This is a genomic window from Sphingobacterium lumbrici, assembly GCF_006476045.1.
Lineage (GTDB): Bacteria > Bacteroidota > Bacteroidia > Sphingobacteriales > Sphingobacteriaceae > Sphingobacterium > Sphingobacterium lumbrici.
Map to the genome: position 1 here is coordinate 315,589 of NZ_SRZY01000023.1, position 23,600 is coordinate 339,188.

Sequence of the window (23,600 nt, forward strand, 5' to 3'; positions counted from 1 at the left end):
TTGACATGGCTATTAAAACATTAGGACAATTTATCATTGAAAAACAGGCCGACTTTCCGTATGCCAAGGGAGAGCTTTCCCGTTTGCTTCGGGATATTGGCATCGCCGCCAAACTGGTCAACCGGGTCGTCAATAAAGCAGGTCTTGCCGACATCTTAGGTCAGCAAGGCGACATCAACATACAAGGGGAGGTTCAACAGAAACTAGATGTGTATGCCGACACACAGTTTATCAACGCCTTGAAGATGGGCGGAGAATGCTGCTATGTCGCGTCAGAAGAACACGAAGAAGGTGTAGATTTGTCTACAAATACCGTTTCCAAAAAAGCAAAATACATCGTGTGCATAGATCCACTCGATGGCTCGTCAAACATAGATTCCAACGTTTCGGTAGGCACCATCTTTTCCATTTATCGCCGTTTCTATGCAGACCGTCCTATCCAGGAAGAAGAGATTCTGCAAGTCGGCCGTAAGCAGGTGGCGGCAGGCTATATCATCTACGGATCATCCACCATGTTGGTCTATACTACCGGTTGTGGTGTCAATGGATTTACATTAGATCCTTCCATAGGCGAGTTTTGCCTCTCGCATCCCGACATGAAAATTGCCTCCCGCGGCTCCCTGTACTCCATCAACGAAGGGTATTACAGCAAGTTTCCACAGGCCGTAAAACAATATATAAAATACTGTCAGGAGATTGACCCCCTTACCAACAGACCCTACACGTCACGTTACATTGGTTCCATGGTAGCCGATATCCATCGCAATTTAATAAAGGGAGGAGTGTTCATTTATCCACAAACGTCCAACCATCCTGAAGGAAAACTGCGTCTGATGTATGAATGCAATCCGATGGCATTTATTATCGAACAGGCAGGAGGCAAAGCCAGTACAGGTACAACGGCAATACTTGATATCCAGCCCCACTTATTGCACCAGCGTGTTCCTATTGTTATTGGAAGTAAAGAAATGGTAGAGCAGGTAGAAAATTTCTACTCTCAACATATACACGAGGCCGTATTAACAACAGTATAGCGCGTATAAAAGTAAATCCTGAAGCGGGGAGCAACAGGATTTACAAACCAATTATTAACCTAAATTATGAAATTTTAAACTTCAATCTATAATCAAAACGGATTACTTTTACTTTTAGTATGTGATAGGTATATTTTTTTTTGGACTATGCCCTCACGCCTATATTATCGCCTCCCCGGTACTGTCTAACTGTTCGTAAATTGAATTTTTCGAGATGTATTCCGGCACAATCTCTTTCATCGCACCCACTAAGGCCATACGATCAATCGATTCTGTATAGATCAACGCACATAAGCTTTCAATTTTGTGCTTCTTGACATCCATATCCTCGGTATTCACCTTGGCAATCATAATTTTGTCGTGATGCGTTTTCTGCGTATTTTCATCATTCGCCAACAATTCCTCGTAAGTCTTTTCTCCCGGCCGCAGTCCCGTTATCTCAATGTCTATATCCTCCGGATAGCGATATCCTTTCAGTCGGATCATCCGCTTCGCAAGATCCATAATTTTGACCGGTTGTCCCATATCAAACACGAATATTTCTCCACCCTTGCCCATCACCCCGGCTTCCTGCACCAATTGGCAAGCTTCAGGAATCGTCATAAAGTAGCGTGTAATATCGGGATGTGTTACCGTAAGTGGCCCACCCTTTTTCAATTGCTTTTCGAAAAGCGGGATTACAGATCCATTTGAGCCAAGTACATTACCAAACCGGGTAACAATAAAATTGGTTGTACTTTGCCTGTTCAATGCCGAAACATAGATCTCTGCTATACGTTTTGTCGCCCCCATCACATTTGTCGGGTTCACAGCTTTATCCGTAGACACCATGACAAATTTCTCTGCTCCAAATTGCACCGCGAGATCCGCGACATTCTTTGTACCGCACACATTTGTACGAATAGCCTCATAAGGATTTTGCTCCATGAGTGGCACATGCTTATATGCTGCCGCATGGAAAACCAGCTGCGGTCTATATTTTTCAAACACCTGCTGCATAAAAATCCGGTCGCGCACGTTGCCTACCACATAAGAAGAGGTCGTTGGTGCAATTTCCAGTATTTCCTGCTGCATATCATAGAGGGCAGATTCCGCCTGATCCAGTAAAATAATACGTTTACAATCGCTATAAGCAATCTGTCGTGCCAGTTCAGATCCAATCGAACCTGCGGCTCCCGTTACGAGGATTACTTTCCCCTGCAAAGAAGCTTTTACGATCAGGTTATCCAGTTTAATCGACTTTCTACCCAATAGATCCGTGATCTTCATCGTACGCATCTGGCGTGCAGCCACATCCCCTGCCAATAATTTCGCTGTAGAAGGCATAATCATAATCTTCGTGGGCAATGGTTCCAGAATCGAAGATATGCGCTTCAAACGCTCGCTATTATCATCATCCAGAGCAATGATAAACTTATCCACACGGAGCTCCTTCACATATTTCTTATTCAGACAAGCTACGTTTTTAATATGAAAACCATTAATCAATTTTCCGATTCGTCCCGGGTTATCATCAACGACTGCCACTACCTTATATTTATTGCGCGTATCGTTCTGTAAAATATTATAAGTAATCGTCCCCATATTTCCGGCCCCCACGATTACGACACGGCTTACTGTACGTTCATTCCAAAAAATACGTTCGTAAATACTACGGTAGAATATACGTGCGGCCACCATAGCAACAAAAGTCAGGAAAGCATGTATAAACAGTACGCCATACGACATCCGTACAAAATCGCCTACAAAAGTACCGCTATCAAAGAATTGCCGGATCACAACAGAAGGAATAAACAAAATAATCGCAGCCATGCCCACGGCCTTCATAATGTACTGCGCATCACGAATCCCCGATTGCCGGATGATTCCCTTATATGTCCCAAAATATAAGAAACACAGGTAATACATTCCCGTCACCGATATTGATTTCTTCAGCATCAGCAACACATCGAAACGCCCCTTAAAACTATTGATGATGTAGTTGGCAAGAACATAACAGGTCCATACCATCAACAAATCAATTAACAACACCACCCACCTCGGATTGTCTTTACGCAAGTGCTTAAAAATATGTGCTATTTCCATTAATATTTTTTATACCCAAATAAAAAGTTATCTTTTCTTTTTACCCAACAACTTTCTCCTCAGGCGTTCACGTAAAGAGACCTCCTTGTTATTATCACCGTAGCCATACCCGTATCCGTAGCCATACCCGTATCCGCGGGCAAAGTCTACATCATTCATCACTACAGCCATATTCTTTAACTTACCATCTTCATACAGTTCCTTTGGCACGTTCAATAAGCGTTTATCCAGGTAATTGGCACGCGCTACATAGATCGTCAAATCGGCATTGTATGCGATCAAGAGTGTATCCGTAACCAAACTCACCGGCGCCGTATCTACGATTACATAATCGTAGTGCTCCCGCCCGTATTTTACAATATTGTCAAAATGTCCGTTCATCAAGAGCTCCGCCGGATTCGGTGCGATATATCCCGAATAGATAATATCAAATTGATAAGGAGCAGGCTTCTTGATGATGATGTTATCCACATCCATTTCCGGATTAATCAGGTACTGTGTGATCCCGATATTAGTATGCTGCAGATGCGACAACCCAAGGTAATCCAATACCTTTGGCGAGCGGATATCTGCCCCCAGCAGGAGTACTTTTTTACCCGACATGGATAGAATCCGCGCAAGGTTGGTTGCTACAAACGATTTTCCCTCTCCCGACGTGGTGGAGGTTACAAAGATTACCACCGAATCCTTTTTGGGCCCAAGCATAAAGGCGAGGTTGGTCCGCAGGATCCGGAAAGCTTCTGCCAGCGAAGAACGGTCGTTGATCTTGATAATGGGATCGTCCGAGGTTGGCACTTCTCCCAAAATCGGTGCTGCAAATACTTTTTCAATATCCTTACGCGAATGGATTTTGTTATCCAGCATAAACTTAATAAAGAGGATACCAATCGGCAACAACAAGCCAATTACTGCCGCAATCAGATAATAGTTACGTGCGATCGGGAAGATCGGACCATAGCCTTTTGCCGGTTCGATTATTTTAATATTTTCGGGTTTTGCAGAGGCCGATATTTCCATTTCCTCACGCTTTTGCAACAAGAACAGGTACATCGATTCCACAATTTGTTGTTGGCGGGCAATATGCTGGAATGCGTTTTCATTCCGCGGAACCACTCCCAGATCCGCTCGAAGACCTCGCAATTTACCTTCTACATTCCGAATTTCAAGTTTATTGACATTCAGCGTATTGGAGATGGACGCGTTAAGGTTGTTATAGGTCGCACTTATCTGCTCATTAAGACGCAGTACCGCCGGATTTTCTTCCGTAGCCCCACGTAGCAAGTTATCCCGCTTCAATAGTAACTGATTCAGTACTGATACAGCGGCATTAACACCCTGTGCCTGTATCCCCAGGTTCTCCGGCAGGATATTCATGCTCTTCTGCTTTACCTCCGTCTGAATATATTCAATCAACTGATTTTGAAAACGCAGATCAAATAATTGCTTTTCATACCCGGTTAATTCACCCTGCGTAATGCTTGCATTATTCTGAACATCCAGTATATTATTACTGGTTTTAAATTCCTCTACCCGCTTGTCCGCTTTCTGCAAGTCTTCTGTAATCAGATCCAGCCGTTCATTAATAAAATTACCGGAGGCTACTGTAACCTTATTTTTATCGTTACTCAGATCCCTGTCATAAGCAGATATCAGATCCGCAATAACGATCTCCGCTTTTTCCTTTAAGGGAGAAGTGTACGAAAAATCAACGATGGTATTACTCTTGCTTGACCTATTCACCTGCAGTCCGCTCTTCATCGCTGACGCGGCAGATTCTAAGGTCCGTATGTTTACTGTAAAATTACGACCGGCTAAATTCTCACCATTCGTATTGGAAATCTGTAAAGTTTGTCCACCAATCTTAACCGGTTTATCCCAACTGACCTTACGTATTTTTTTACCCTCGGCTACTTCAATACGATCATCTTTTGCAAAAGCGAGCTGAAAAGAAAATGACAGCTCCTCCATTTCACCGGGAGATATATTTAAGAACTGTATCTTGAACGGTACATCTTTTTCCAGCAGTTCCCGGTTATTAATTCGTCCGGATTCATAGTAGGTTATGAAAAATTTGTTTTTACGCACCACCTCCTTCATCAGTTTACTCGACTGAATAATCTTAATCTGATCATCCAGGGCCGTATTCTCTCTGAGCGGTGACAGACCACCCAAGGCACTTAATTCTACCTGCGCATTTTCCTTCTCCAGAATCATCACAGTCGCTCCCGCACCGTAGATACGCTGTTCGTAGCGCAAAATAACATATCCGGCAGTCAAAGAGAGTACAAGTGACAGAATAATCCACTTCCAGTAGTAACCATACTGTTCGATGACCTGCTGAATATCAATAGACGAAGACTCCTCTTGGGGTAAATTTCTGTTCTGATTATATTCCATTCTTTCTTCTCTTATCTATTAAACACATTCAATATGGTCAGTCCGACCGTGATTATTGTCATCCCCAAGGTAATATACCATGTACTCCGGTTTGCTTGTATAGCCGAACTATTAGGCTCGATGTAAATAATATCATTCTGCGCCAGGTAATAGGCCGGCGAATTGAATATATCGGCATCACGAAGATCCACCCGATACGATACGCGCTTTCCGCTTTCTTCCCGAATGACTAAGATGTCATCCCGTTTGGCATTAATCCGGATGTCTCCCGCCTGTGCAATCGCTTCCAGTAACGTAGGACGATCCGTTGTGCTAAAGTCCAACACCTGTGGAGTAATATGCCCCAGTACCGTCACCCTAAAGTTTTCGATATGCACATCTACAACAGGATCCTTTACATAGCGCTTCAGACTTTCCCGTATAGCTCCCACGACTTCCAACCGCGTTTTACCTTGTACCAGCACTCTTCCCAAATACGGCAATACAATATGTCCATCCTGCTCTACGGTGTACAGTATCTGATTGGCCGCACCACCGCCCCCCTGAACGGTACTTACCCTGAACGGTGCAATAGCCTCCTCTTCCGGTCCGGATACATTAATCCTCAATCGATCCATTGGTTTTATCTTTACAAAATCGACCGAGAAGGCAGAATCCAGCACATACTCATTCTTTTGGAAATAAATAACATCTCTGCGCGATGCACAGGAATTCATGAATAGTATTCCAATTACAAAAAGTACCAAACAGGCATTACGTAAATATTGAGGCATAGATAACAAATTAAGTTATTCGGTGAGCATTACAAAAAATCTCTCCAATTTTTTTCCAGTTCAACCAATCGCAAAAATACAGTTTTAAACTGGAAATAACAGCGCTCTTCAAACAAAAATGAAAACGTATTAGCAACTTTGTAGTAACTCTTAAGAGAACACCGAAAACCAAGATAGATAATGCTGTAATCTACTGTTTGGTTTGTCAGGAATAGTCATTTCCACAAAACCTTGTCTTAATGCGGGTTTAAGATAGTAAACTCTATCCACGAAAAAAATTTCCAATCACAGTTCGAATACGATTACGCTCATCATCCGTCAAATTAGAACCCGAGGGAAGACAAAGCCCATTAGCAAAAAGAGTCTCCGCTACCTTATTACCATAATACGGGACGCTTTCGAATACGGGTTGCAGGTGCATTGGCTTCCAGAGTGGGCGCGACTCGATATTGTCTTCTAAAAATGCAAAACGTAATTCTTCCCGGGTTTTCCCGGCAATACCCGGATCAATCGTGATCGCCGACAACCAATGGTTGGAGTAAAAATCTTTCGATGGTTCTGAAAACACCTTCACTCCTTTGATATCCTTGAAGATATCTACATAAAAGTCGTGCATAGCCCTACGAGCATCTACCCTGTCAGCCAGTACTTCCATCTGTCCTCGACCAATACCGGCACAGATGTTAGACATACGGTAATTATAGCCAATATGCGAGTGTTGATAATGAGGAGCATCATCTCTTGCCTGGGTAGATAAGAATACGGTTTTGTCCTTATCTTGTTGCGAATGGCATACTAATGCTCCTCCGCCCGATGTGGTTATAATCTTATTTCCATTGAAACTCAATACACCGAACCTTCCAAAAGTACCACAAGCTTTTCCTTTATAGGATGAACCTAAAGCCTCAGCAGCATCTTCAATAACCGGAATATCAAATTCATTTGCTACACTTAATATTTCATCCATTTTTGCCGGCATACCGTACAAATGGACAACAATAATTGCTTTCGGTTTTTTTCCTTTGGCCAAACGATCAGTTATAGCCTCTCTAAGCGCAGTAGGACACATATTCCAGGTATCTGTTTCGGAATCAACAAAAACTGGGATAGCCCCTTGATAGGCAATCGGATTCGCTGACGCGGAAAAGGTCATACTCTGACAGAGCACCTCATCCCCATATTCTACACCACATTGGATTAGAGCCAGATGAAGTGCGGCAGTTCCGGCAGATAAGGCCGCCACCTGTACATCTACACCCAGAAAACGGACCAAATCTTCTTCAAAACCATTTACATTGGGTCCCAATGGCGCTACCCAATTGCCCTCAAAGGCCTCGTGTATATACTTCAATTCGCTTCCTCCCATGTGTGGAGAGGATAACCAGATTTTTTCTGTCATGATACTAGTATTTGGCATTCAAATTTACAATTTTATAAACCCTCTATTGATTTTTGTTTTATTATACTTCCCGGATTACCAACTACTGTGCATCCATCCGGGATATCTTTTATAACAACAGTCCCCGCTCCTATTGTACACCATTTTCCGATTTTAACCCCCTGGATCACACATGCCCCAATACCAATATGTGTACCTTCGCCAACCGACACATTGCCGGCTAAAGCGGCATTAGGCGATATATGTACATAATCTTCCAAAATACAATCGTGATCTACCGATGCGTTCGTGTTGATGATACCGTGTTTTCCGATCATTGCTTTGCTGTTGATCGACACACCAGCCATTACCACAGTACCCTCTTGTATCGTTGCTCTCGGTGAAATATTAGCCGCTGGATGTATTAATACGACAAAAGGATTAGAAAGTGTAACAGCTAATTTCTTGCGGATCACATTGTTGCCAATTGCAATTACACAATTGTCTTCTTTCACCACTTTCGATTCGACCGGATATCCCAAAACAAATTCTGCTCCGGGATTATCTTCACAAAAGATCAGATCAGTATAGCCGATTTTTTCAGCTATTTCGGCAACTACTTTCGCATGCCCTCCGGCTCCATATAAATATAAACTTTCCATTTACGTGTTTCCTCTAAAAGGTTCCGCTGTTGCTTGACCATCCTGCGCGATCCCCTCCCGCACAAACACCTTCATGATGGTTAAAAAGAAAATCTTCACATCTACACCAAATGATATACGATCGACATACCAGGTATCATAATCAAACTTTTGTTCCCAGGAAATTGCATTCCTGCCATTCACCTGCGCCCATCCTGTTATACCCGGTCTTACCTCGTGTCTCCTCGCCTGCTTTTTGTTGTATAACGGCAAGTATTGCACCAAAAGTGGTCTCGGACCAATCAAAGACATATCACCCTTTAAGACATTGATCAATTGTGGGATTTCGTCCAGCGAGGTCTTGCGCACAAATGATCCGATAGCCGTCAGTCGCTCAGCATCGGACAATAAATTACCCGAAACATCTTTCTTGTCGTTCATTGTTTTGAACTTGACAATATTGAAGATCCGTTCATTTTTTCCCGGTCGTTTCTGAAAGAAAAACGGTTTGCCCCGGTTGGCAAAAAACAAGCCTGTTGTTACTACCACAAAAACCGGACTTAACAGCAGCAATCCGAAAAAGGCTGCTGTAAAATCAAAAAGGCGTTTCAAGTAGTTTTTGTACATGATTTATTTGTTTAATAAAGTATGGTATTCCTTCAACAATTCGTTCCAAATATACTTCCTTTCGTAATTTTCCACGATCTGTTGTCTGCTATTGTCAGCAATTTCTTTTCGCTTTTCCGGATTTTCGAGTAAAAACAACATTTTTTCGTATAATTTTTCCTGATTTTGAGCAGGAATAATTAAACCGTTGAATCCGTCTTTGACAATTTCGTTACAACCGTTGATATCGGTTACGATACTTGGCAATCCCATCGCTCCGGCCTGCATCACCACATTGGGAAATCCTTCTCTGTAACTCGGAAAGACAAGGCAGTCACTTATAGCAAAATAAGGTCTTACGTCAGATTGATAGCCAACAGAAATAATATTTGGATTTGTATCCATTTCTTTGAGGGTTTCAGGCAGAAGCGGGTCTAATGCTGTTTCAAAATCCCCCACAAGAAGCAACTTTGAATTCGGAACTTGGAGTTTGGAATTTTTAAATGCTGCAACCAATTCATTGATTCCTTTGTCTGCGACAATCCTCCCTACAAACACAAAAAGAAAGTCTTCGGGTTTTATTCCCAATGAATTTTTAAGTTCCTGTTTTTGCTGTTCTGAAATTAATGCAGGGTTAAAATGTGAAGTGTCAATCCCGTTTGAGCTTCCTTCTCCTATTACTTTTAATTTACCTTTGGAGGTATATTTATTTTCTAAAATAATATCATATAAGCCGACCGAATTCGGGTAAATTTTAGTTGCACAACGATAAGTTATTTTTTCTACAAAATCGAGTAATTTTCTCTTTTTCCCTTTTGCAACCAAAAGCGGTAATCCGGCAACCGTATGTAATCTGTGAGGAACTCCTGCTAATTTGGCAGCCAACATTCCGACTGTTCCTGCTTTTGGAGTATGGGTATGAACAATTTGCGGCTTTTCTTTTTTGAAGATTTTATAGAGTTGCCAGACTGATTTTAAATCCTTAAAAGGCGAGATGGTACGAGTCATTTCAACCGCTATTGTTCGGATATTTTCTTCTCTCTCTACATCTTGCAATTCCTCTCCGCTTGAAGAAATACCGATAACATCAAAACCGTTTTCACTCATAAAACGATGCTGCCCTTTCAAAAGTATTTTTAAAGAGGTCGGAACGGTGGTGATGCGGATTAGTTTGACCTTGTTCATCTATTTATAAATCTTATTTTTCATTAAAATCAGTAATGTAATGATAATTTTTACTTTGTCAATACGTCATAATCATCCTTTAGCTTATAACCCCAAAAAAATGTTTCTCTGATATTTCCCTTATTCCGGTTCTCTTTGGCTAAATTATAAACTAAATTGGTGTTGTCCAAATACACTTTATTTACTTTTCCTAAGCCTCGGATTCCTCCCGTTTCTTCTCTTAACTGTGCCACCATTCCGGCTTCTTCCATATAAAGGAGATAATCGGCATGTTGTTTCGGCTGATATTGAGCATTTCGGCAATTTTACTCATATTGGGCTTAAACGGTACACTTTCAGCCACGATTGCCAATAACTGTTTCAGCTTTCTGCCTGTTGATACGTTCATTTCGGCATAGGTAGGAATATCGCTTTCCAAGGTCTGATTGACAACTTGTTGTAATCTCAAATCAAAATCATCTTCTATGGCAAATGGATAATATCCTTTTTTCAGATAATCAGCAAACAAAGGCAACGGGTGTATACTGCAAAACCAAAGTAGTTTTACCCACACCCCGAGGACCGACTAATCCAATAAGCCTGTTGTTCCAATTAATCTGATGATACGAATAGCGGATAAATGCCGTATCTGCCTGAGAAATTAACTGATTGGAGTATTCAAATAAAGCGTCCATTTGCATTTTGTTTGTGCAAAAATATGATAATTTGCACTATTGTAGTGCGTTTTTAAAAAAAATTGCACTTTAATAGTGCAAAATTAGAAATGCAATGTTTTTTTATTTTTATAGATAAACTTTAGAACAGTAGTTATACGGATTGCTTTGTTTCATAAAAAAGTTCTTCTCAAAAAATTTCGTTTTGTATAAACATTTTTCTGTGATATGATTCTCACGGAAAATTTATGGCATTTTTTTCTTTTATCAAAACATTTACCAACGCTGTATTGATATAATAATTTGTTTTCCAAATTTTTATTTTTTCTATTAACCCTATTTCCGAAATGCTGTCTAAATAGTTTAATGCGGTTCTTCTTGAAACAGATAACTCTGTTTCTAAAAACTCCGATTTTGTATAGGGGTGTTTGAACAAAATATTAAGTAAATCCTGACTGTAGATTTTAGGCAATTCGGTTCTGATACGGTTTTTATAATCCTGCATAACGGTTCTAATATCTGTAATCAAACTAATAGTTTGGTGTGCCGTAACGGCACCAGTAGCGAAGGTCTTATATTGGACACACGAAAGGGTTCGTACGCCCAATCATTAAGTTAACGTTTTTCTTGTCATTCTGACAACAGGAAGAATCTAAAAATTATATAGTCAAAAGATACTTCGGCAAGCCTCAGTATGAACAACTAGCAGTTGAGCTCTTAACTTAATGACATTGTTCGTGCACCAACGGAGGAAAATTATGATTCTATGTGGTAAAAATTAAGTTTAAACAAGTTCAAAGTAAATACAGTAAAATATATTCAGATAATCGGAATAAAGTCGATTATTTGTGTAAAATTCACTAAAAAACTCCTGTTCTTTTATAACTGACTTCAAATCACAAACGATGCCGTCCCTTTAAAAGTGTTTTTAAAGAGATCGGAACGGTTGTAATACGGAGGAGTTTCCTCATATCTTACATTTAAGAACGGTGAACGGATTTGCCCTGCTGCGCATAGCTCAATACCCACATAAAATAAATCATCATCCCCGGCAAGAACATATTCCGCATTCGAATCATGACCCCTAAGTTCCCCAAAGCTCCGGACATCAGCACTGTGCCTAGGATCAAAAACAAAGTCAAGCCCTTAATAACAAAAGGAGCCTTGCGGAAGGCCAGAACGGGCTTATTGCCCAATACCTTGAAAAATATGAGCAACAAGAATAAATTTTCGAAAGAAGCCACCAAAGCCGGCACACCGTTGATATCAAAGAACAAAGGGCGAAAAAGAAACGTAAACCATTTCAGCGGTGGCGGGTAGCTGCTGATATCCACCGAAGAACCGGTATGCGAACGGCTAAGTGCCCCCGCTTTATTATCTGAATATCCGGCAATGCTTTCTACAGAGACTTCTTCGAGCTTTACATATTCCATTACCATCGGCAATAAAGCCACCGCACCCGCTAACATGGCTGTTCCCAAGAATATACGTTTCCATATTGCCGTACGCCCATCCAAGATATAGGCCGTACCAAAGGCCACAGCCATCAGCAAAGCAATATGCGGGCGTACCAAGTACGCAAAGGCAAACCCAAAGGCAATCAATAAAAAACGCTTCGGAATATTCAACAAACCGTAAGCAAACATACCGATTGCCCAGAAAAGAAGGGTGTCCTTACCAATAGCCGAAGACCAAAAATGCAGCATCGGCAGATAAAAGAGCAAAGGGAAAAGCCGAAAATTCTGAAACCGGGAATTAAATGGAACAAGTTCAATAGCAATACGGTAAAAGTACAACAATCCCCAAAAACCCAACATCCCATAAAACAATGTATTGGACAGATAATCCATTCCTAAGAAACCAGAAAAAAAATAGTTGAAGCCGTGCATGAAGTAGGTTCCCTTGGCTTCAAACAATAACACTATTGCACTTGACCAATCCAATTGTTTCCCAGCGCGCCAATAACCTATATTATCTCCGAACACAAAAAAACAAAAATAGACGCTGATCAATACATGAAACAACCATAGCCCATAACCCGTTTTACGGTCTTTATGCTCCGTTAAGATCAAATTGACCAATACAAAACCAAATAAGAATATGATAAGAGTATAAGCTATGGACATCTCTAATTCAATTTTTCAAGGACTTTTTTAGTGAGATTTTTCTCAAATATACGATAGTAAATATAACCTGCTACCAAAGAACAAGCAAGAACAACCAACATGACCACTATAATTACATACTCTGTTGGAATGAATGTCAATTTTCGAACTAAAAATGCTTGCAAAGGATTATGAAGCAAATAAACGGAATAAGAGCAGGCACCTATAAGCATAAAAATATTGGTATTATACAACCGGAAATTACGAAAGTTTATCGACACAAAAATCAATAAGGAAAAAGCCAACGCTATTGTAATATTAAAAACCGGATGAGGTAATATAAAATAATTCACGATAGCAGTCAAAGTAAGTATTACAAAATAAACATATCGTTTATCGAATATTATGCCATAGGCCAAAGCATATCCAATGAAAAATTCCAATATATAAAAGCTCAATAAAAAAGAATTAAGTTTTATATCCATACCGAGTGATATAAATATCAAAGCAGACCACAAAAAAACAAGAATATGAAACCATTTTCTACTTAATATACAGACAATAAAAATTAAATAGAAAAACATTTCATAAGACAGGGACCAGGCTACGGAGAGGGCGGGCTTCCCTATGGGGAAAAGTGTCAAAGAATTTAATATATTAAATTCCCGGTCACTAGCGGAGATTTGTGGCAAGACTAGGTAAAGCACCAAGATTGCAATACCAATAGGTAGATACGGCACATATATCCTCATCGTTCGTTTCAAAAGATAATCCCTTACTTCTACAGGTTTTCCCAAGTTCGTATACGCAATGATAAATCCCGATAAGACAAAAAAGAAATCCACACCCAACTTGCCCAATGCACTTATCTGTAACAAAGAAGGACAATCTATTTTATTAAAAAACAAAATAGAAGGAATAGTATGATGAATTACCACAACCAATGCGGCAATCCCACGATATACCTGCAATATGTCCAGATACTTACGTTGTTCCATTTTTTAATATAGTTAAAATGTTCTCCCGATGTACTTGTAATGTAAACTGTCTTTTTACATCCTTTCTGGCAGACCGCGACTTTGCCGACAACAATGCAGGATCACTTGCCAATCCGATGATTATTTTTTCAAAATCTCCAGTGCTTTTTGCCAAAAAACCATTCTCCTCATTCACCACTTCTACATTCGCCCCTACGGCGCTAGCAATCCCCGGTATCCCACAGGCCATATATTGGATTAGCTTATAGGCACATTTGCCCTTCTCCCAATCCGAATCCACCAAAGGCATCAGCCCAACATCAAATTTTAAAATCTCGCTCACCTCCGTATCCTCTGACCAAGGGATAAACCGAACCTGATCATTAAACTGTCCGTTGTCAGGCGCACCGATGACATGGAAAAAGAGATTTGGATAGGCCATTGTCAGCCGCTGCACCTGATCGGCCAACAGCATAAAATGCTTTTCAAAAGTAGACTTTGTCCCTACCCAGCCAACTACGAGTTTGTCTACGGGATCAGACCATGCTTTTTCCGGATAGCGATCGATATCAATGACAGTCGGGATAATGGTAATCTCCTTTGCTCCGGACCGTTGCGCCCGATCCGCTAAATAGCTGTTACCGGCTATCACACAGTCGCTGTAACGCATAACCTGATCAATTTTATCTCCCAATAGCTTGCGTAGCCATATATTGGGATGTTGGTCGTAATTGTGAAAAATGGCATCATCGTAGTCAACGATGTACTTGATACCCAACCAAGAAAGAACTCGTTCAAACCAAGCCGGTAGATAAGGAAACAACTCTTTTTCTATAATAAGTTTATCATACCTCCTGACCGAAAATAATTTACAAAAGCGACGTACATACCCCTTCAAAGCTTCTGCTTTGGTCGACTTCCCCGCATACAATTGCGCTAAGTAACGCTCTGAAAACAGCGGGCTGACCTCAATCGTAATGCCTTGCTCTCGGAGGAATGGAAAGTACTGGTAGCTCCGCAGTCTACTGCTGCCGGCATTGCGTGAATATTTTGTTAAATAAAGTACCTTCATTAAACTTTCCTTAGCTTGCTAATAGCTTGCCGATAACTCTCTCCCGCCTTCTCCATCGAAAAGAAAGGCTTTGCCTTCTCTCGAATAAGAGATTTGGACATCGTAGGCACCTTCTCCATCCATGCTTTGATTGCTACATACCGCGGTTCGTATTCCATTTTATGGTCAAAGATAAAACATTCGGGAAAACTTTGCAGTATACCGTCTGTATCACCGATACCGCTTGAGGCTATAGTCGGCAATCCCATCAACAGATATTCTCCCAATTTAATCGGTGCCACGCCCTGCATACTGTATGTCGGCCTTCGTAAAGCAAAGGCCACATCTCCGGCATTGAGGTAAAACGGAATATGTTCAAAGTCGACCGACTTCACCATAATATGTTCCTTCAAACGATCCGGTATGTTATCTTCCGCAAATTGCCGATTACCGGTCAACACTAAAAATTTTGAAGGTCGCTCTTTTTGGGATAGTCCGAAGACCTGCAACATCTCCTCCCAACAATATTGAGGACCGAGGGACCCCGCATATACCCATAGCAACTCATCTGATATCCCCAACTCTTTCCTAGCCGCTTGCCGAATCGCCTGATCAGGGGCAAACTGCCTGACATTCCGACCATTCAGCACGACCGAAAACTTATTCCTATAATGCTCACCTATCGTTTTTAGATGCACTTCGATAGCTTTTTGTGAACGCGTGATCACTGCATCTGCCTGTACCAGCATTTTCCGTTCGATGGACTTCAGCCATTTGTATTGTAGACTACCCCTTTTCAAACCGGCGAAGTCCACACGCTCATCAATCGCCAAACCATCCGCATCGAAAATGATCTGAGGCATACGGGCTGTTTTCTTTAGGCGATTCACCATAAACGCCGGAAATGTACTACGCGGCATTACTATATCTATCTCATGCGTCTTCACATAGTCAGCGATCTGCGCACTTCCTCGCCAAAGACTAACGAGACTTCCAATCGTAGCTATCGGCTTTCTATGAATAGAAATAGCATGATAAGATACGCTTAGTTCCTGTGCCGCGCCCGCAATTTTTCGAATTTTCTTCGCATCAGCCCACGTAAACTGCAAGACATGAAATTTCAAACTTGAATCTTGCTGCATGACCTCCCGAAAAATCGGCAGAAACAAACCTTCCATATAGGAAGTCTGCGGCCCGTCCCAAGTGATGAAGAGAACTTTTTTCATAGGCTATTTACGATTTCGCAGATTTTATATCTTTTTTTTCCAACTAATTTTCCCTCGTTAGGGGCCGTCTCTGTCACAATCATCCTGCTATATATCTTCCCATAGGTAACTTACTTAAACCAAAAACAATAAAAGTTGAGATCAAGAAACATAGCACACTTGTTACCGGTATTCCTATTATTGAATTAACAAAAGAATAAGAAAAACCAATTTGTTGTAATACCCACAGTACTAAAATATGGATTAAATATGTCCCATAACTATACTTGCTAAAAAATAGTATAATATAAGCTGTCTTTTTACCGAGGTTTACAAAATCTTTGAAAAACAAAAACACTCCAATAGAAACAAGTATTACATTGGGGGTTAGATAAGCATAAAACCAATCAGTGAATTTTTGGTGATAATGGGTAATAAAAAATGTTCCAAATATTGTGATCAAAATTCCAGTCAAAATTGACAAAACATAAACTACTTTTTTTCTATTAAAATCAAAAGTATAGCTACCTAGATAATATCCCAAAATGGGAAATCCGATATATCCTGAAAAATAAGTAATATCAATGTTGGGAACCATATTTTTCACAATTGGTAATTGAGCAAATACTGTCAGTGTCCAAATCCCAAGAAAATATCTTATTTCGTGTTCATTACTTTTATTTATCCATTTCCCAATAATCGGAAAGAATAAATAAAGTCCAATAATCAAATAAACGTACCACATATGAAAACTTGCTCCATTTTTCAAGGCAAGAAATATAAACTCTAAAACTTCGATAAAACCCAAGACTTCTCCCCTATTAACTTTAAGAAACAAATCCTTTGCGATATAGATAATACTCCAAAACAAGAATGGAAACAATATTCTCAGAACTCGCTTTTTTAAGTACTCTCCTGTGCTTTCATAAGTTTTAGATAAAATTAAAGTACCCGAAATCATCAAAAATACGGGAACACAAAATCGAACCGAACTATCATAAATATTCCCTATCCACCAATCAAAATTTGAAACACTCCCATATTGGTACACTGCTGGAGCTGCAACGTGTAGAAAAATCACACTTAATGTTGCTAAAACTCTTATAGAGTCAATCCATTCATATTGCTTACTGATTTTATCTGTCTTCATTAGTATAGTTAAAAAATCTATTCTAGGCTTTTTATTATTTTCTTTTGTTGATGAAGTAGCACAACCTCATAAGAGCGAGGTATGAACAATCTTTCCATATAACTAGTCTGTCAACCATCCCAAGTGATGAAGAGAAGTTTTTCATGAGGCACTGCTTTTACTTTTTACTACAGCAAATTTGTCTTTGAATTTTAAAAATCGTGATTCGAAATAGAAATAGGAGATATGAGCTAAAAATACATTCAATAAAATAACAGAAATATAAACAATAATGTACGATAAAATGGTATCTGGCAAAAGTATATATTTCTGTGCACAAGAATAAAGGATAAATATTGATAAGGGATTGTAGACATATATCCCAAAGGAAATTCTCCCTAAATAATCAGATAATCGATTTTCTAAACTTATGATTGGTCTATAATCCGAAATTTGGTTAATAATAAGCACGACAATAAATATCGATACAATTTCGTGATCAATTATTGAGAAAACATGAAACTTATTGAAGGCTATTAAACCCAATAACAGCCAAGGCAACACTTGTATAATGGGCTTCATCAAAGGTTTTATCAAATCTTTTTTATTAATAAAAATATATGCTCCAAGCCCACCAATTGCGAGACAACCAAACCGTGAATAATGGAGAATGAATTGAATCGGTTCGGAGAGTTGAGCGTATTTTGCCCCTACTTTTATCAAAAAAAACAAAACAGGAAATGCCACCAAAAACAAAAAGATATTTTTGATCTTCTTAAAGACCCAAGGCCAAAAGGAATAAAATTGCTCTTCCACCCCAAGCGACCAATAATGCCCAATAAGGAACATTGCCGATGCAGTAGGAATAGCCCAAGGAAGTGCTTCATAAGTTATAAAACCGTTCGCAATGTTTGGCAATATTGCTAAATACATAAAAAAAGTATTTCCTAAAGCACTGAACCCAACAATTGCTAGGATTAGAAACAAATAAAAATAATATAGTGGCCAAATTCTGAGAAGGCGTCTCACATAAAACTTTTTAACCTTAACAGTCCCGGTTTTTTCAAGTTCTTTCAGCAATAAATAAGTTATGAGAAAACCGCTTAGGGTAAAAAATATAGTTACTCCGAATCCTGCTAAATCCCAATAAGGAAGCTTTGCTAAACCGAATTCGTCCAATCGTCCATTTGTATGTGATATAACAACGGCAAAGGCTGCAATAGCTCTGATGCCGTTTAAACCGGGCAAATAAATTCTTGCTTTATCTCTCATAACAATTCATTCCATTTTTTTATCACCTCTACGGAAGAGAACTTAATTTGGTTCACATACGCGTTGTTCGCCAGTTGCTTTCTTAATTCCTCATTTTTAATGAGATTTGACAGCTCTGAGGCAAAGTTTTTTATATTATTGTGTTCCACCAAAATCCCGTCATTACTAATGATGTGTCGAGGCCCATTGGGAGAATCATAGGAAATAACAGGAAGGATAGACTTTTTGCATTCGATTAAAACCATAGGAAAGCATTCGGTATCAGAAGTAAGCACAAATAAAGAAGCGCCTTTCATCACCTCTTCTAATTTTTGGGTAGCAGGTTTAAACACTATACGTTCCAATTGAGTTTGCGTTATATATTCTTGGTATTGATTCAATAGTTTCGCATCGCCGTCGCCATACACTTCTAAACTCCAATCGGGATGCTCTTTGTAGACAAGTTCCCATATTTTTATCAAATGATCGTATTGTTTATCCGGGTGGATTCTTCCCGCTGCAAGAATAGTGGGCTTACGATTTTCATACGTCATGTCTTTATGAGGCTCAGAAGTAATGAAATTCGGGATTACTGTAAGGTTGCTTAGTTTATAATACTGCTTTTCATCTTCGTTTAGCAATACAACTTTGTGATAACAATTTAAAAAAATCCATTTATACTTCCAACTGTTTGTTACGGATAATGCTCCAGAGCTGTGAATTTCAAGTGCTTTTTTAATCTGGGGTTTAATCAGTGGGACGATTAAAGATGGTATACCTGTTAGGGAGGTAATTACCAAATCAGGCTCTTCTTGATTTAAAATTTTCTTTAACCTAGAAGTGAAGACAAATAAGTCCTTTAATTTATGCTTATTAGCATCTTCCACGCCCAAGTCTATGAGTTTAAAATTGTTCTTCGGTGGATAAACGATAGTATTATCGCCTTGATTTAATGTAATGACAGTCACCTTATATCCGAAATTATCAATCCAAGCATCAATTTTATGGCTGATCATTCTTTGAATACCACCGTGCATATAAAACTGATTGATGACGTAAACAATATTTTTAGTTTTAGACTTAGCTGTTTTCATAGAGATTCTCTAAACTTTTCACATATTTTTTTTCTGTAAAGACATTGCTGACTGAATTGAAACCCTGCATTCCAACTTCTTTCAGTTCTTCTTTTTTCAGACTTAAGAGCATTCTCATTTTCGATGCTAACTCTTTCTGATCCTTAGGATCAAACAACCATCCGTTCTCTCCATCTTTTACAAATTCGGGGATTCCCCCTACATTAGAACAGAGAACAGGAATCCCTAAAAGCATCGCTTCGACTGCGGCAATCCCAAAACCTTCGGAATAAGAAGGCAAAACATAAAGATCGGCTGCACTTAAATATTTACCGGGTTCGGGCTGGAAGCCTTCAAAAACCACATGATCCGAAAGCTTCATTTCTTTGGCTAAGTTTTCCAGATTTTCTCTTTCGCGACCATCGCCCACCAAGGTTAATTCGACATTTTCATGGTCGATTTCGGATAAAGCTCCGATAAGACTTTTTACATTTTTCACTTTTTCCAAACGCCCGACATAAACAATTTGAAATTTATCCGATGGATTTGGAGTGTATTTTTTAGGCATTGCTACCGGATTATAGATGACCATTCCCTTTTCTTTTGGGATTTCGCCTATTTTCACCAAATGATCCCTCACAGATTGGGACACGCAAATCACTTTACCTGCCCATTTATACACCCAGGCAAAAACTTTTCGTGCTTTGGACGAATGATTGGGGATCCCTATTTCTTCTCCTATGATGTGTTTGACGCCGGCGAGTTTAGCCGCAATGATTCCATGAAAATTAGCTTCGGCTGCTGCTGTATGTACTACATCGGGCTGAACTTTTTTTATAAGTTTATAAACCGCCCAAATATTGGAAAGATTTTTAATAGAAAACTTCCGATTTAAAACATGAACCTTATATCCCCTCTCGTTTAATACCCGCTCGGCATTTCCTCCATAGCCAATGGCCGCAAATTCATATTCAAACTTTAATAATTCAGGCTTTTCGGTAAAACTGATGTATTGTTTTTCTTGACCTCCGAAATCCAGTAAGGTAGTTAATCGTAGAATTTTCATGGTTTACTTACTAAAGAATAATAAAGTTCATGGATTTTTTTCACATAACTATCTTCTGTATATTCCCTCATTGCTTTTTGAAATCCTTCATTTCCCATGCGGGTACGAACACTAGGGTTTTGGTAAAGAAATTCTATCTTTCTGGTTATATCTGCAACGTTTTTTGTTTCAACATGTAATCCGGTAATATCATTCTCCACAATATATTTCATTCCTCCTACTTTAGTTGCCAAAATGGGTAATTTATTTAGCATAGCTTCCGCTAAAACCAAACCAAAAGATTCGTGTGTGGACACCAATGAAAAGACATCCATCATTTGATAAAACAAGGAAACATCGGATTGGTAACCCGCAAAAAGGACTTGGTCTGCAACACCCAAATCCTTTGATAAAACTTCATAAGATTGTCTTTCTGGGCCATCGCCCACTAACAGTAGTTTTACCTCATCTCTTCCTTTTGCAAACTCCGCAAAAGCACGAATCAAATCCGAAAATCTTTTGTTGGAATCGTCTAACATCCTACCCACCGAGCCTATCACAAAATCCTCCTCTTTAAATCCCCAATGGTTTTTTGCTGCCTGTAATTCTAAAGTGGTGACCGCTCTTGGAAGTGCAACCCCGTTATTTATCAATACAACTTTATTGTTTGATAGTTTTAGTTTGCCTTTCAGGTATTCTTCCGAAACAGCTGGCGAAACCCCAATCACTTTGGTAGCCATTTTAGAAAACATCTGCATTAATAAATGTGCTTTCCAACTGCGGTAAATAGGAAAAGAGGTTTCTTCAATAATAATGACCGGAACTTTCTTGAACCAACCATTGACAGCTGCCATGGTTACGCCTTCGAAAACTGCTCCGTGGATAATGTCGGGTTGATAGTCTTCAATGATTTTCTGTACTTTTTTATGGTACTGCCAATCAAAAGGCGATTTCAACTGGCCAATGGGAATCACTTCAAATCCTTCTGCCCTGATTTCATCGGGAATATTTCCTGCGGCAATTGTACAAACAAATTTTTGGTCAAACTTCCTTTTGTCCAAATGTTTTGCGAGGGAAAGTTTAACCCGTTCTACCCCACCCGAAGCTATAGTTTCTTGGATATGGAGGATCTTGATTTTTTTAGGCATATACTAACGTCTTTCGGTATGACCAGTTTGAATAATTACAAAATATTCCTTTATAATAGCCGGTAATAAAAATAGATGAACATACAATATTTTGAATCCATCTGAAATTTTCCCCTTGCTAAATATGTTTAAATTGAATCTGATTCTTCGTGCGAGAAATTTAAGCACATGCATTCCCAATCCCTTACCTTTCTTGTTCTTATATAACCTTACAAAGGTGCCTCCAAGTAATCGCTTATACTTGATTACAATTTCGTGTACAGAATATCTCGCAGGGTGTAAAACCAATGCGTCCTTTTCATAAATTACACTATATTGTTTTGATATTTTCCCTGATAGTTCGGAATCTCCATTAGATTTCAGCTCACCATTAAATCTGCCGAATTCATCGATTATTCTTTTGTAGCTGAACCAATTCGCCGTGATACAATGGCCATGTTTAACATATCCTTCCTGATCAAAACCGGTATAGCTGTCATAAACTTCCGCGGCTGTGGGTTTTTCCGGGTTTTTAAAGAAAATCTTGACATCACCTCCGACAACACCGGCATGAGACTGAATTAGCCTGCTTACGCCGTTTTTCAACCAATCTTTATCCGGGATACAGTCCGCATCTGTAAAGGCTACTATCTCCCCTTTAGCATATTCAAGCCCTCTATTCCGAGCAGCATAAGCCCCTTCTTTCAGTTCATGCAATAAAGCCACATTTTTATATTGCTGTATTTCCTCCGGAAAGGAGGGATCAATATCGTTGTTCACAATGATTATTTCCAATTCGCCCTCGAAAGACTGTACCGAAAGTGCATCTAAGCACTTCAAAAGTAAGTCCCAGGATTTATATGTAGGTATAATGACAGATATCATGGTGAAATAGTATATTTTATATCGGGTGAAATTATTTATCTCTATCTAACGACAAAAAAAGTGTCATCCGCCAATAGTCGGACACTGTTGCGAGGAACACAGCGACGAAGCAATCTGCGTTTCAAGATACTTTTCGATTAATTCATGATTGTGACTCAACAGATTTTCCGTATTTATCTCAAGAATAGCAACTCCTTTCTTTTTCAACTGCTGTACGAAGCTATTTATATCCGCGACATTCTTTTCTACAAGGCGATAGAGCTCTTCTTTATTTTGGTTTTGATGAAATAATTGAACTATTTTTTCATTTTCTGCTCTTTTCTGAATATTGTTATAAATAAAATCAGTTGACGCAGTACAATGTATTAAAATGGTTTTATCAAATAATTCTTGTAATTGAGGATCATCTTCCAACTTTTGTATTTGCCTACCAAACATCTGGAAAAGCCCTTCATCGAGGATAACGATCTTATCGTTTAAATACTTCTTAATCATACATGCTATAGATATGACATTATGGCAATAAATAATATGATTAAATTTTTGAAATCCTGCGTAAGGGGCTGCTGCGACCTCATCGATCTTGGCAGAAAGTAAAGCATCATAGATGCCAATTAGTTTTACTCGCTTATCGCGAACATACGGCACCAAGTCTGCCGTTTGGAGAATTTTTTCCTTGACAGTAGTTCTTTCTATGAAGTAATTGCATAAAGTCGATTTCCCGACACCGGAAGTACCAAAGAATTCTACCACCATATTTTTATGCACAGATTGCTTCTTTGGTAAAGGTGCTGACCTTATCAACCGTACATTAAACAGACGCTCCAACAAATCATTTATTTTATTCATCTTACTAAATTTCCTCTAATTCAATATTTTTCACAAGTCATCCCTGTAATACGATTGGATCAGCGCAACATTTCGATATATTCTTTTAGAGAAGCATCTCCATTTTCTTTGATGTGGATAATCCATTAACAAAGACAAATTTGCTCTAATT

The 23,600-nt window shown here is 39.3% G+C and carries 24 protein-coding genes; 1 reads left to right on the forward strand and 23 read right to left on the reverse strand.

The features are described 5' to 3' along the window. Window positions 1–5: 5 nt before the first annotated feature. The gene (gene fbp / locus E4F24_RS06770; protein ID WP_140937927.1) at window positions 6–1,034 is read left to right on the forward strand and encodes a class 1 fructose-bisphosphatase; all 1,029 of its coding nucleotides are present in this window, start codon (window positions 6–8) and stop codon (window positions 1,032–1,034) included. A 159-nt stretch (window positions 1,035–1,193) separates the two neighbouring features. On the opposite strand, the gene E4F24_RS06775 is transcribed toward fbp, so the two are convergent. The 23 genes from E4F24_RS06775 to E4F24_RS06870 form a co-directional block, all read right to left on the reverse strand. Next, window positions 1,194–3,119 (reverse strand): polysaccharide biosynthesis protein, encoded by a 1,926-nt coding sequence (locus tag E4F24_RS06775; RefSeq protein ID WP_140937928.1) that lies wholly within the window; start codon window positions 3,117–3,119, stop codon window positions 1,194–1,196. A gap of 27 nt (window positions 3,120–3,146) precedes the next feature. Next, a complete protein-coding gene (locus tag E4F24_RS06780) occupies window positions 3,147–5,516 on the reverse strand; it encodes a GumC family protein (RefSeq protein WP_140937929.1) in 2,370 nt (789 codons plus the stop codon). Between the two features lie 11 nt (window positions 5,517–5,527). Beyond that, the gene (locus E4F24_RS06785; RefSeq protein ID WP_140937930.1) at window positions 5,528–6,289 is read right to left on the reverse strand and encodes a polysaccharide biosynthesis/export family protein; all 762 of its coding nucleotides are present in this window, start codon (window positions 6,287–6,289) and stop codon (window positions 5,528–5,530) included. 150 nt (window positions 6,290–6,439) lie between these two features. After that, window positions 6,440–6,559: a Fic family protein gene (locus E4F24_RS14135; RefSeq protein ID WP_394344454.1), complete on the reverse strand. Its 120-nt coding sequence runs from the start codon at window positions 6,557–6,559 to the stop codon at window positions 6,440–6,442. Then, complete coding sequence (locus E4F24_RS06790; RefSeq protein ID WP_140937931.1) at window positions 6,552–7,688, reverse strand: DegT/DnrJ/EryC1/StrS family aminotransferase; 1,137 nt, start codon at window positions 7,686–7,688, stop codon at window positions 6,552–6,554. Before E4F24_RS06790 ends, E4F24_RS14135 begins: the two co-directional genes overlap by 8 nt. A gap of 32 nt (window positions 7,689–7,720) precedes the next feature. Next, a complete protein-coding gene (locus tag E4F24_RS06795) occupies window positions 7,721–8,329 on the reverse strand; it encodes an acetyltransferase (RefSeq protein ID WP_140937932.1) in 609 nt (202 codons plus the stop codon). Then, window positions 8,330–8,935 (reverse strand): sugar transferase, encoded by a 606-nt coding sequence (locus E4F24_RS06800; RefSeq protein ID WP_140937933.1) that lies wholly within the window; start codon window positions 8,933–8,935, stop codon window positions 8,330–8,332. A gap of 3 nt (window positions 8,936–8,938) precedes the next feature. Further along, window positions 8,939–10,099, reverse strand: coding sequence for a glycosyltransferase family 4 protein (locus E4F24_RS06805; protein ID WP_140937934.1), 1,161 nt, complete (start codon window positions 10,097–10,099; stop codon window positions 8,939–8,941). Between the two features lie 50 nt (window positions 10,100–10,149). Then, window positions 10,150–10,350: a hypothetical protein gene (locus E4F24_RS13940; RefSeq protein WP_216629141.1), complete on the reverse strand. Its 201-nt coding sequence runs from the start codon at window positions 10,348–10,350 to the stop codon at window positions 10,150–10,152. Further along, window positions 10,320–10,607, reverse strand: a complete 288-nt coding sequence (locus tag E4F24_RS13945) for a hypothetical protein (RefSeq protein WP_216629142.1) — start codon at window positions 10,605–10,607, stop codon at window positions 10,320–10,322. The genes E4F24_RS13940 and E4F24_RS13945 overlap by 31 nt, the downstream gene beginning before the upstream one ends. Further along, on the reverse strand, window positions 10,597–10,773 hold the full coding sequence (locus tag E4F24_RS13950) for a hypothetical protein (protein ID WP_216629143.1): 177 nt from the start codon (window positions 10,771–10,773) through the stop codon (window positions 10,597–10,599). The genes E4F24_RS13945 and E4F24_RS13950 overlap by 11 nt, the downstream gene beginning before the upstream one ends. A 214-nt stretch (window positions 10,774–10,987) precedes the next feature. Further along, the gene (locus E4F24_RS06815; protein ID WP_216629144.1) at window positions 10,988–11,359 is read right to left on the reverse strand and encodes a Fic family protein; all 372 of its coding nucleotides are present in this window, start codon (window positions 11,357–11,359) and stop codon (window positions 10,988–10,990) included. A gap of 373 nt (window positions 11,360–11,732) precedes the next feature. After that, window positions 11,733–12,878 carry a hypothetical protein gene (locus tag E4F24_RS06820; protein ID WP_140937935.1) on the reverse strand — a complete coding sequence of 382 codons (1,146 nt, stop codon included), beginning with the start codon at window positions 12,876–12,878 and terminating at the stop codon, window positions 11,733–11,735. Between the two features lie 2 nt (window positions 12,879–12,880). After that, the gene (locus E4F24_RS06825; RefSeq protein ID WP_140937936.1) at window positions 12,881–13,855 is read right to left on the reverse strand and encodes an acyltransferase family protein; all 975 of its coding nucleotides are present in this window, start codon (window positions 13,853–13,855) and stop codon (window positions 12,881–12,883) included. Next, a complete protein-coding gene (locus E4F24_RS06830; RefSeq protein WP_140937937.1) occupies window positions 13,842–14,906 on the reverse strand; it encodes a glycosyltransferase family 4 protein in 1,065 nt (354 codons plus the stop codon). The genes E4F24_RS06825 and E4F24_RS06830 overlap by 14 nt, the downstream gene beginning before the upstream one ends. After that, entirely contained in the window at window positions 14,906–16,111 is a 1,206-nt protein-coding gene (locus tag E4F24_RS06835; protein ID WP_140937938.1) for a glycosyltransferase family protein, read from the reverse strand. The genes E4F24_RS06830 and E4F24_RS06835 overlap by 1 nt, the downstream gene beginning before the upstream one ends. A 79-nt stretch (window positions 16,112–16,190) precedes the next feature. After that, the gene (locus E4F24_RS06840; RefSeq protein ID WP_140937939.1) at window positions 16,191–17,240 is read right to left on the reverse strand and encodes an acyltransferase; all 1,050 of its coding nucleotides are present in this window, start codon (window positions 17,238–17,240) and stop codon (window positions 16,191–16,193) included. A 141-nt stretch (window positions 17,241–17,381) separates the two neighbouring features. Beyond that, window positions 17,382–18,491 (reverse strand): acyltransferase family protein, encoded by a 1,110-nt coding sequence (locus tag E4F24_RS06845; protein ID WP_140937940.1) that lies wholly within the window; start codon window positions 18,489–18,491, stop codon window positions 17,382–17,384. Next, window positions 18,488–19,564, reverse strand: a complete 1,077-nt coding sequence (locus tag E4F24_RS06850; RefSeq protein ID WP_140937941.1) for a glycosyltransferase — start codon at window positions 19,562–19,564, stop codon at window positions 18,488–18,490. The genes E4F24_RS06845 and E4F24_RS06850 overlap by 4 nt, the downstream gene beginning before the upstream one ends. Continuing rightward, a complete protein-coding gene (locus E4F24_RS06855; RefSeq protein WP_140937942.1) occupies window positions 19,551–20,609 on the reverse strand; it encodes a glycosyltransferase family 4 protein in 1,059 nt (352 codons plus the stop codon). The genes E4F24_RS06850 and E4F24_RS06855 overlap by 14 nt, the downstream gene beginning before the upstream one ends. Beyond that, window positions 20,606–21,736 carry a glycosyltransferase gene (locus E4F24_RS06860; protein ID WP_140937943.1) on the reverse strand — a complete coding sequence of 377 codons (1,131 nt, stop codon included), beginning with the start codon at window positions 21,734–21,736 and terminating at the stop codon, window positions 20,606–20,608. Before E4F24_RS06860 ends, E4F24_RS06855 begins: the two co-directional genes overlap by 4 nt. Window positions 21,737–21,739: 3 nt before the next feature. Beyond that, complete coding sequence (locus tag E4F24_RS06865; RefSeq protein WP_140937944.1) at window positions 21,740–22,600, reverse strand: glycosyltransferase family 2 protein; 861 nt, start codon at window positions 22,598–22,600, stop codon at window positions 21,740–21,742. A 63-nt stretch (window positions 22,601–22,663) separates the two neighbouring features. After that, complete coding sequence (locus tag E4F24_RS06870) at window positions 22,664–23,449, reverse strand: hypothetical protein (protein ID WP_140937945.1); 786 nt, start codon at window positions 23,447–23,449, stop codon at window positions 22,664–22,666. Window positions 23,450–23,600: the final 151 nt, after the last annotated feature.

Bases quoted from the DNA above. Each gene is read 5' to 3' on its own strand.
- fbp (WP_140937927.1), top strand. From the start codon at position 6: ATGGCTATTAAAACATTAGGACAATTTATCATTGAAAAACAGGCCGAC.
- E4F24_RS06775 (WP_140937928.1), bottom strand. From the start codon at position 3,119: ATGGAAATAGCACATATTTTTAAGCACTTGCGTAAAGACAATCCGAGG.
- E4F24_RS06780 (WP_140937929.1), bottom strand. From the start codon at position 5,516: ATGGAATATAATCAGAACAGAAATTTACCCCAAGAGGAGTCTTCGTCT.
- E4F24_RS06785 (WP_140937930.1), bottom strand. From the start codon at position 6,289: ATGCCTCAATATTTACGTAATGCCTGTTTGGTACTTTTTGTAATTGGA.
- E4F24_RS06790 (WP_140937931.1), bottom strand. From the start codon at position 7,688: ATGACAGAAAAAATCTGGTTATCCTCTCCACACATGGGAGGAAGCGAA.
- E4F24_RS06795 (WP_140937932.1), bottom strand. From the start codon at position 8,329: ATGGAAAGTTTATATTTATATGGAGCCGGAGGGCATGCGAAAGTAGTT.
- E4F24_RS06800 (WP_140937933.1), bottom strand. From the start codon at position 8,935: ATGTACAAAAACTACTTGAAACGCCTTTTTGATTTTACAGCAGCCTTT.
- E4F24_RS06805 (WP_140937934.1), bottom strand. From the start codon at position 10,099: ATGAACAAGGTCAAACTAATCCGCATCACCACCGTTCCGACCTCTTTA.
- E4F24_RS13940 (WP_216629141.1), bottom strand. From the start codon at position 10,350: ATGGAAGAAGCCGGAATGGTGGCACAGTTAAGAGAAGAAACGGGAGGA.
- E4F24_RS13950 (WP_216629143.1), bottom strand. From the start codon at position 10,773: ATGGACGCTTTATTTGAATACTCCAATCAGTTAATTTCTCAGGCAGAT.
- E4F24_RS06820 (WP_140937935.1), bottom strand. From the start codon at position 12,878: ATGTCCATAGCTTATACTCTTATCATATTCTTATTTGGTTTTGTATTG.
- E4F24_RS06825 (WP_140937936.1), bottom strand. From the start codon at position 13,855: ATGGAACAACGTAAGTATCTGGACATATTGCAGGTATATCGTGGGATT.
- E4F24_RS06830 (WP_140937937.1), bottom strand. From the start codon at position 14,906: ATGAAGGTACTTTATTTAACAAAATATTCACGCAATGCCGGCAGCAGT.
- E4F24_RS06835 (WP_140937938.1), bottom strand. From the start codon at position 16,111: ATGAAAAAAGTTCTCTTCATCACTTGGGACGGGCCGCAGACTTCCTAT.
- E4F24_RS06840 (WP_140937939.1), bottom strand. From the start codon at position 17,240: ATGAAGACAGATAAAATCAGTAAGCAATATGAATGGATTGACTCTATA.
- E4F24_RS06845 (WP_140937940.1), bottom strand. From the start codon at position 18,491: ATGAGAGATAAAGCAAGAATTTATTTGCCCGGTTTAAACGGCATCAGA.
- E4F24_RS06850 (WP_140937941.1), bottom strand. From the start codon at position 19,564: ATGAAAACAGCTAAGTCTAAAACTAAAAATATTGTTTACGTCATCAAT.
- E4F24_RS06855 (WP_140937942.1), bottom strand. From the start codon at position 20,609: ATGAAAATTCTACGATTAACTACCTTACTGGATTTCGGAGGTCAAGAA.
- E4F24_RS06860 (WP_140937943.1), bottom strand. From the start codon at position 21,736: ATGCCTAAAAAAATCAAGATCCTCCATATCCAAGAAACTATAGCTTCG.
- E4F24_RS06865 (WP_140937944.1), bottom strand. From the start codon at position 22,600: ATGATATCTGTCATTATACCTACATATAAATCCTGGGACTTACTTTTG.
- E4F24_RS06870 (WP_140937945.1), bottom strand. From the start codon at position 23,449: ATGAATAAAATAAATGATTTGTTGGAGCGTCTGTTTAATGTACGGTTG.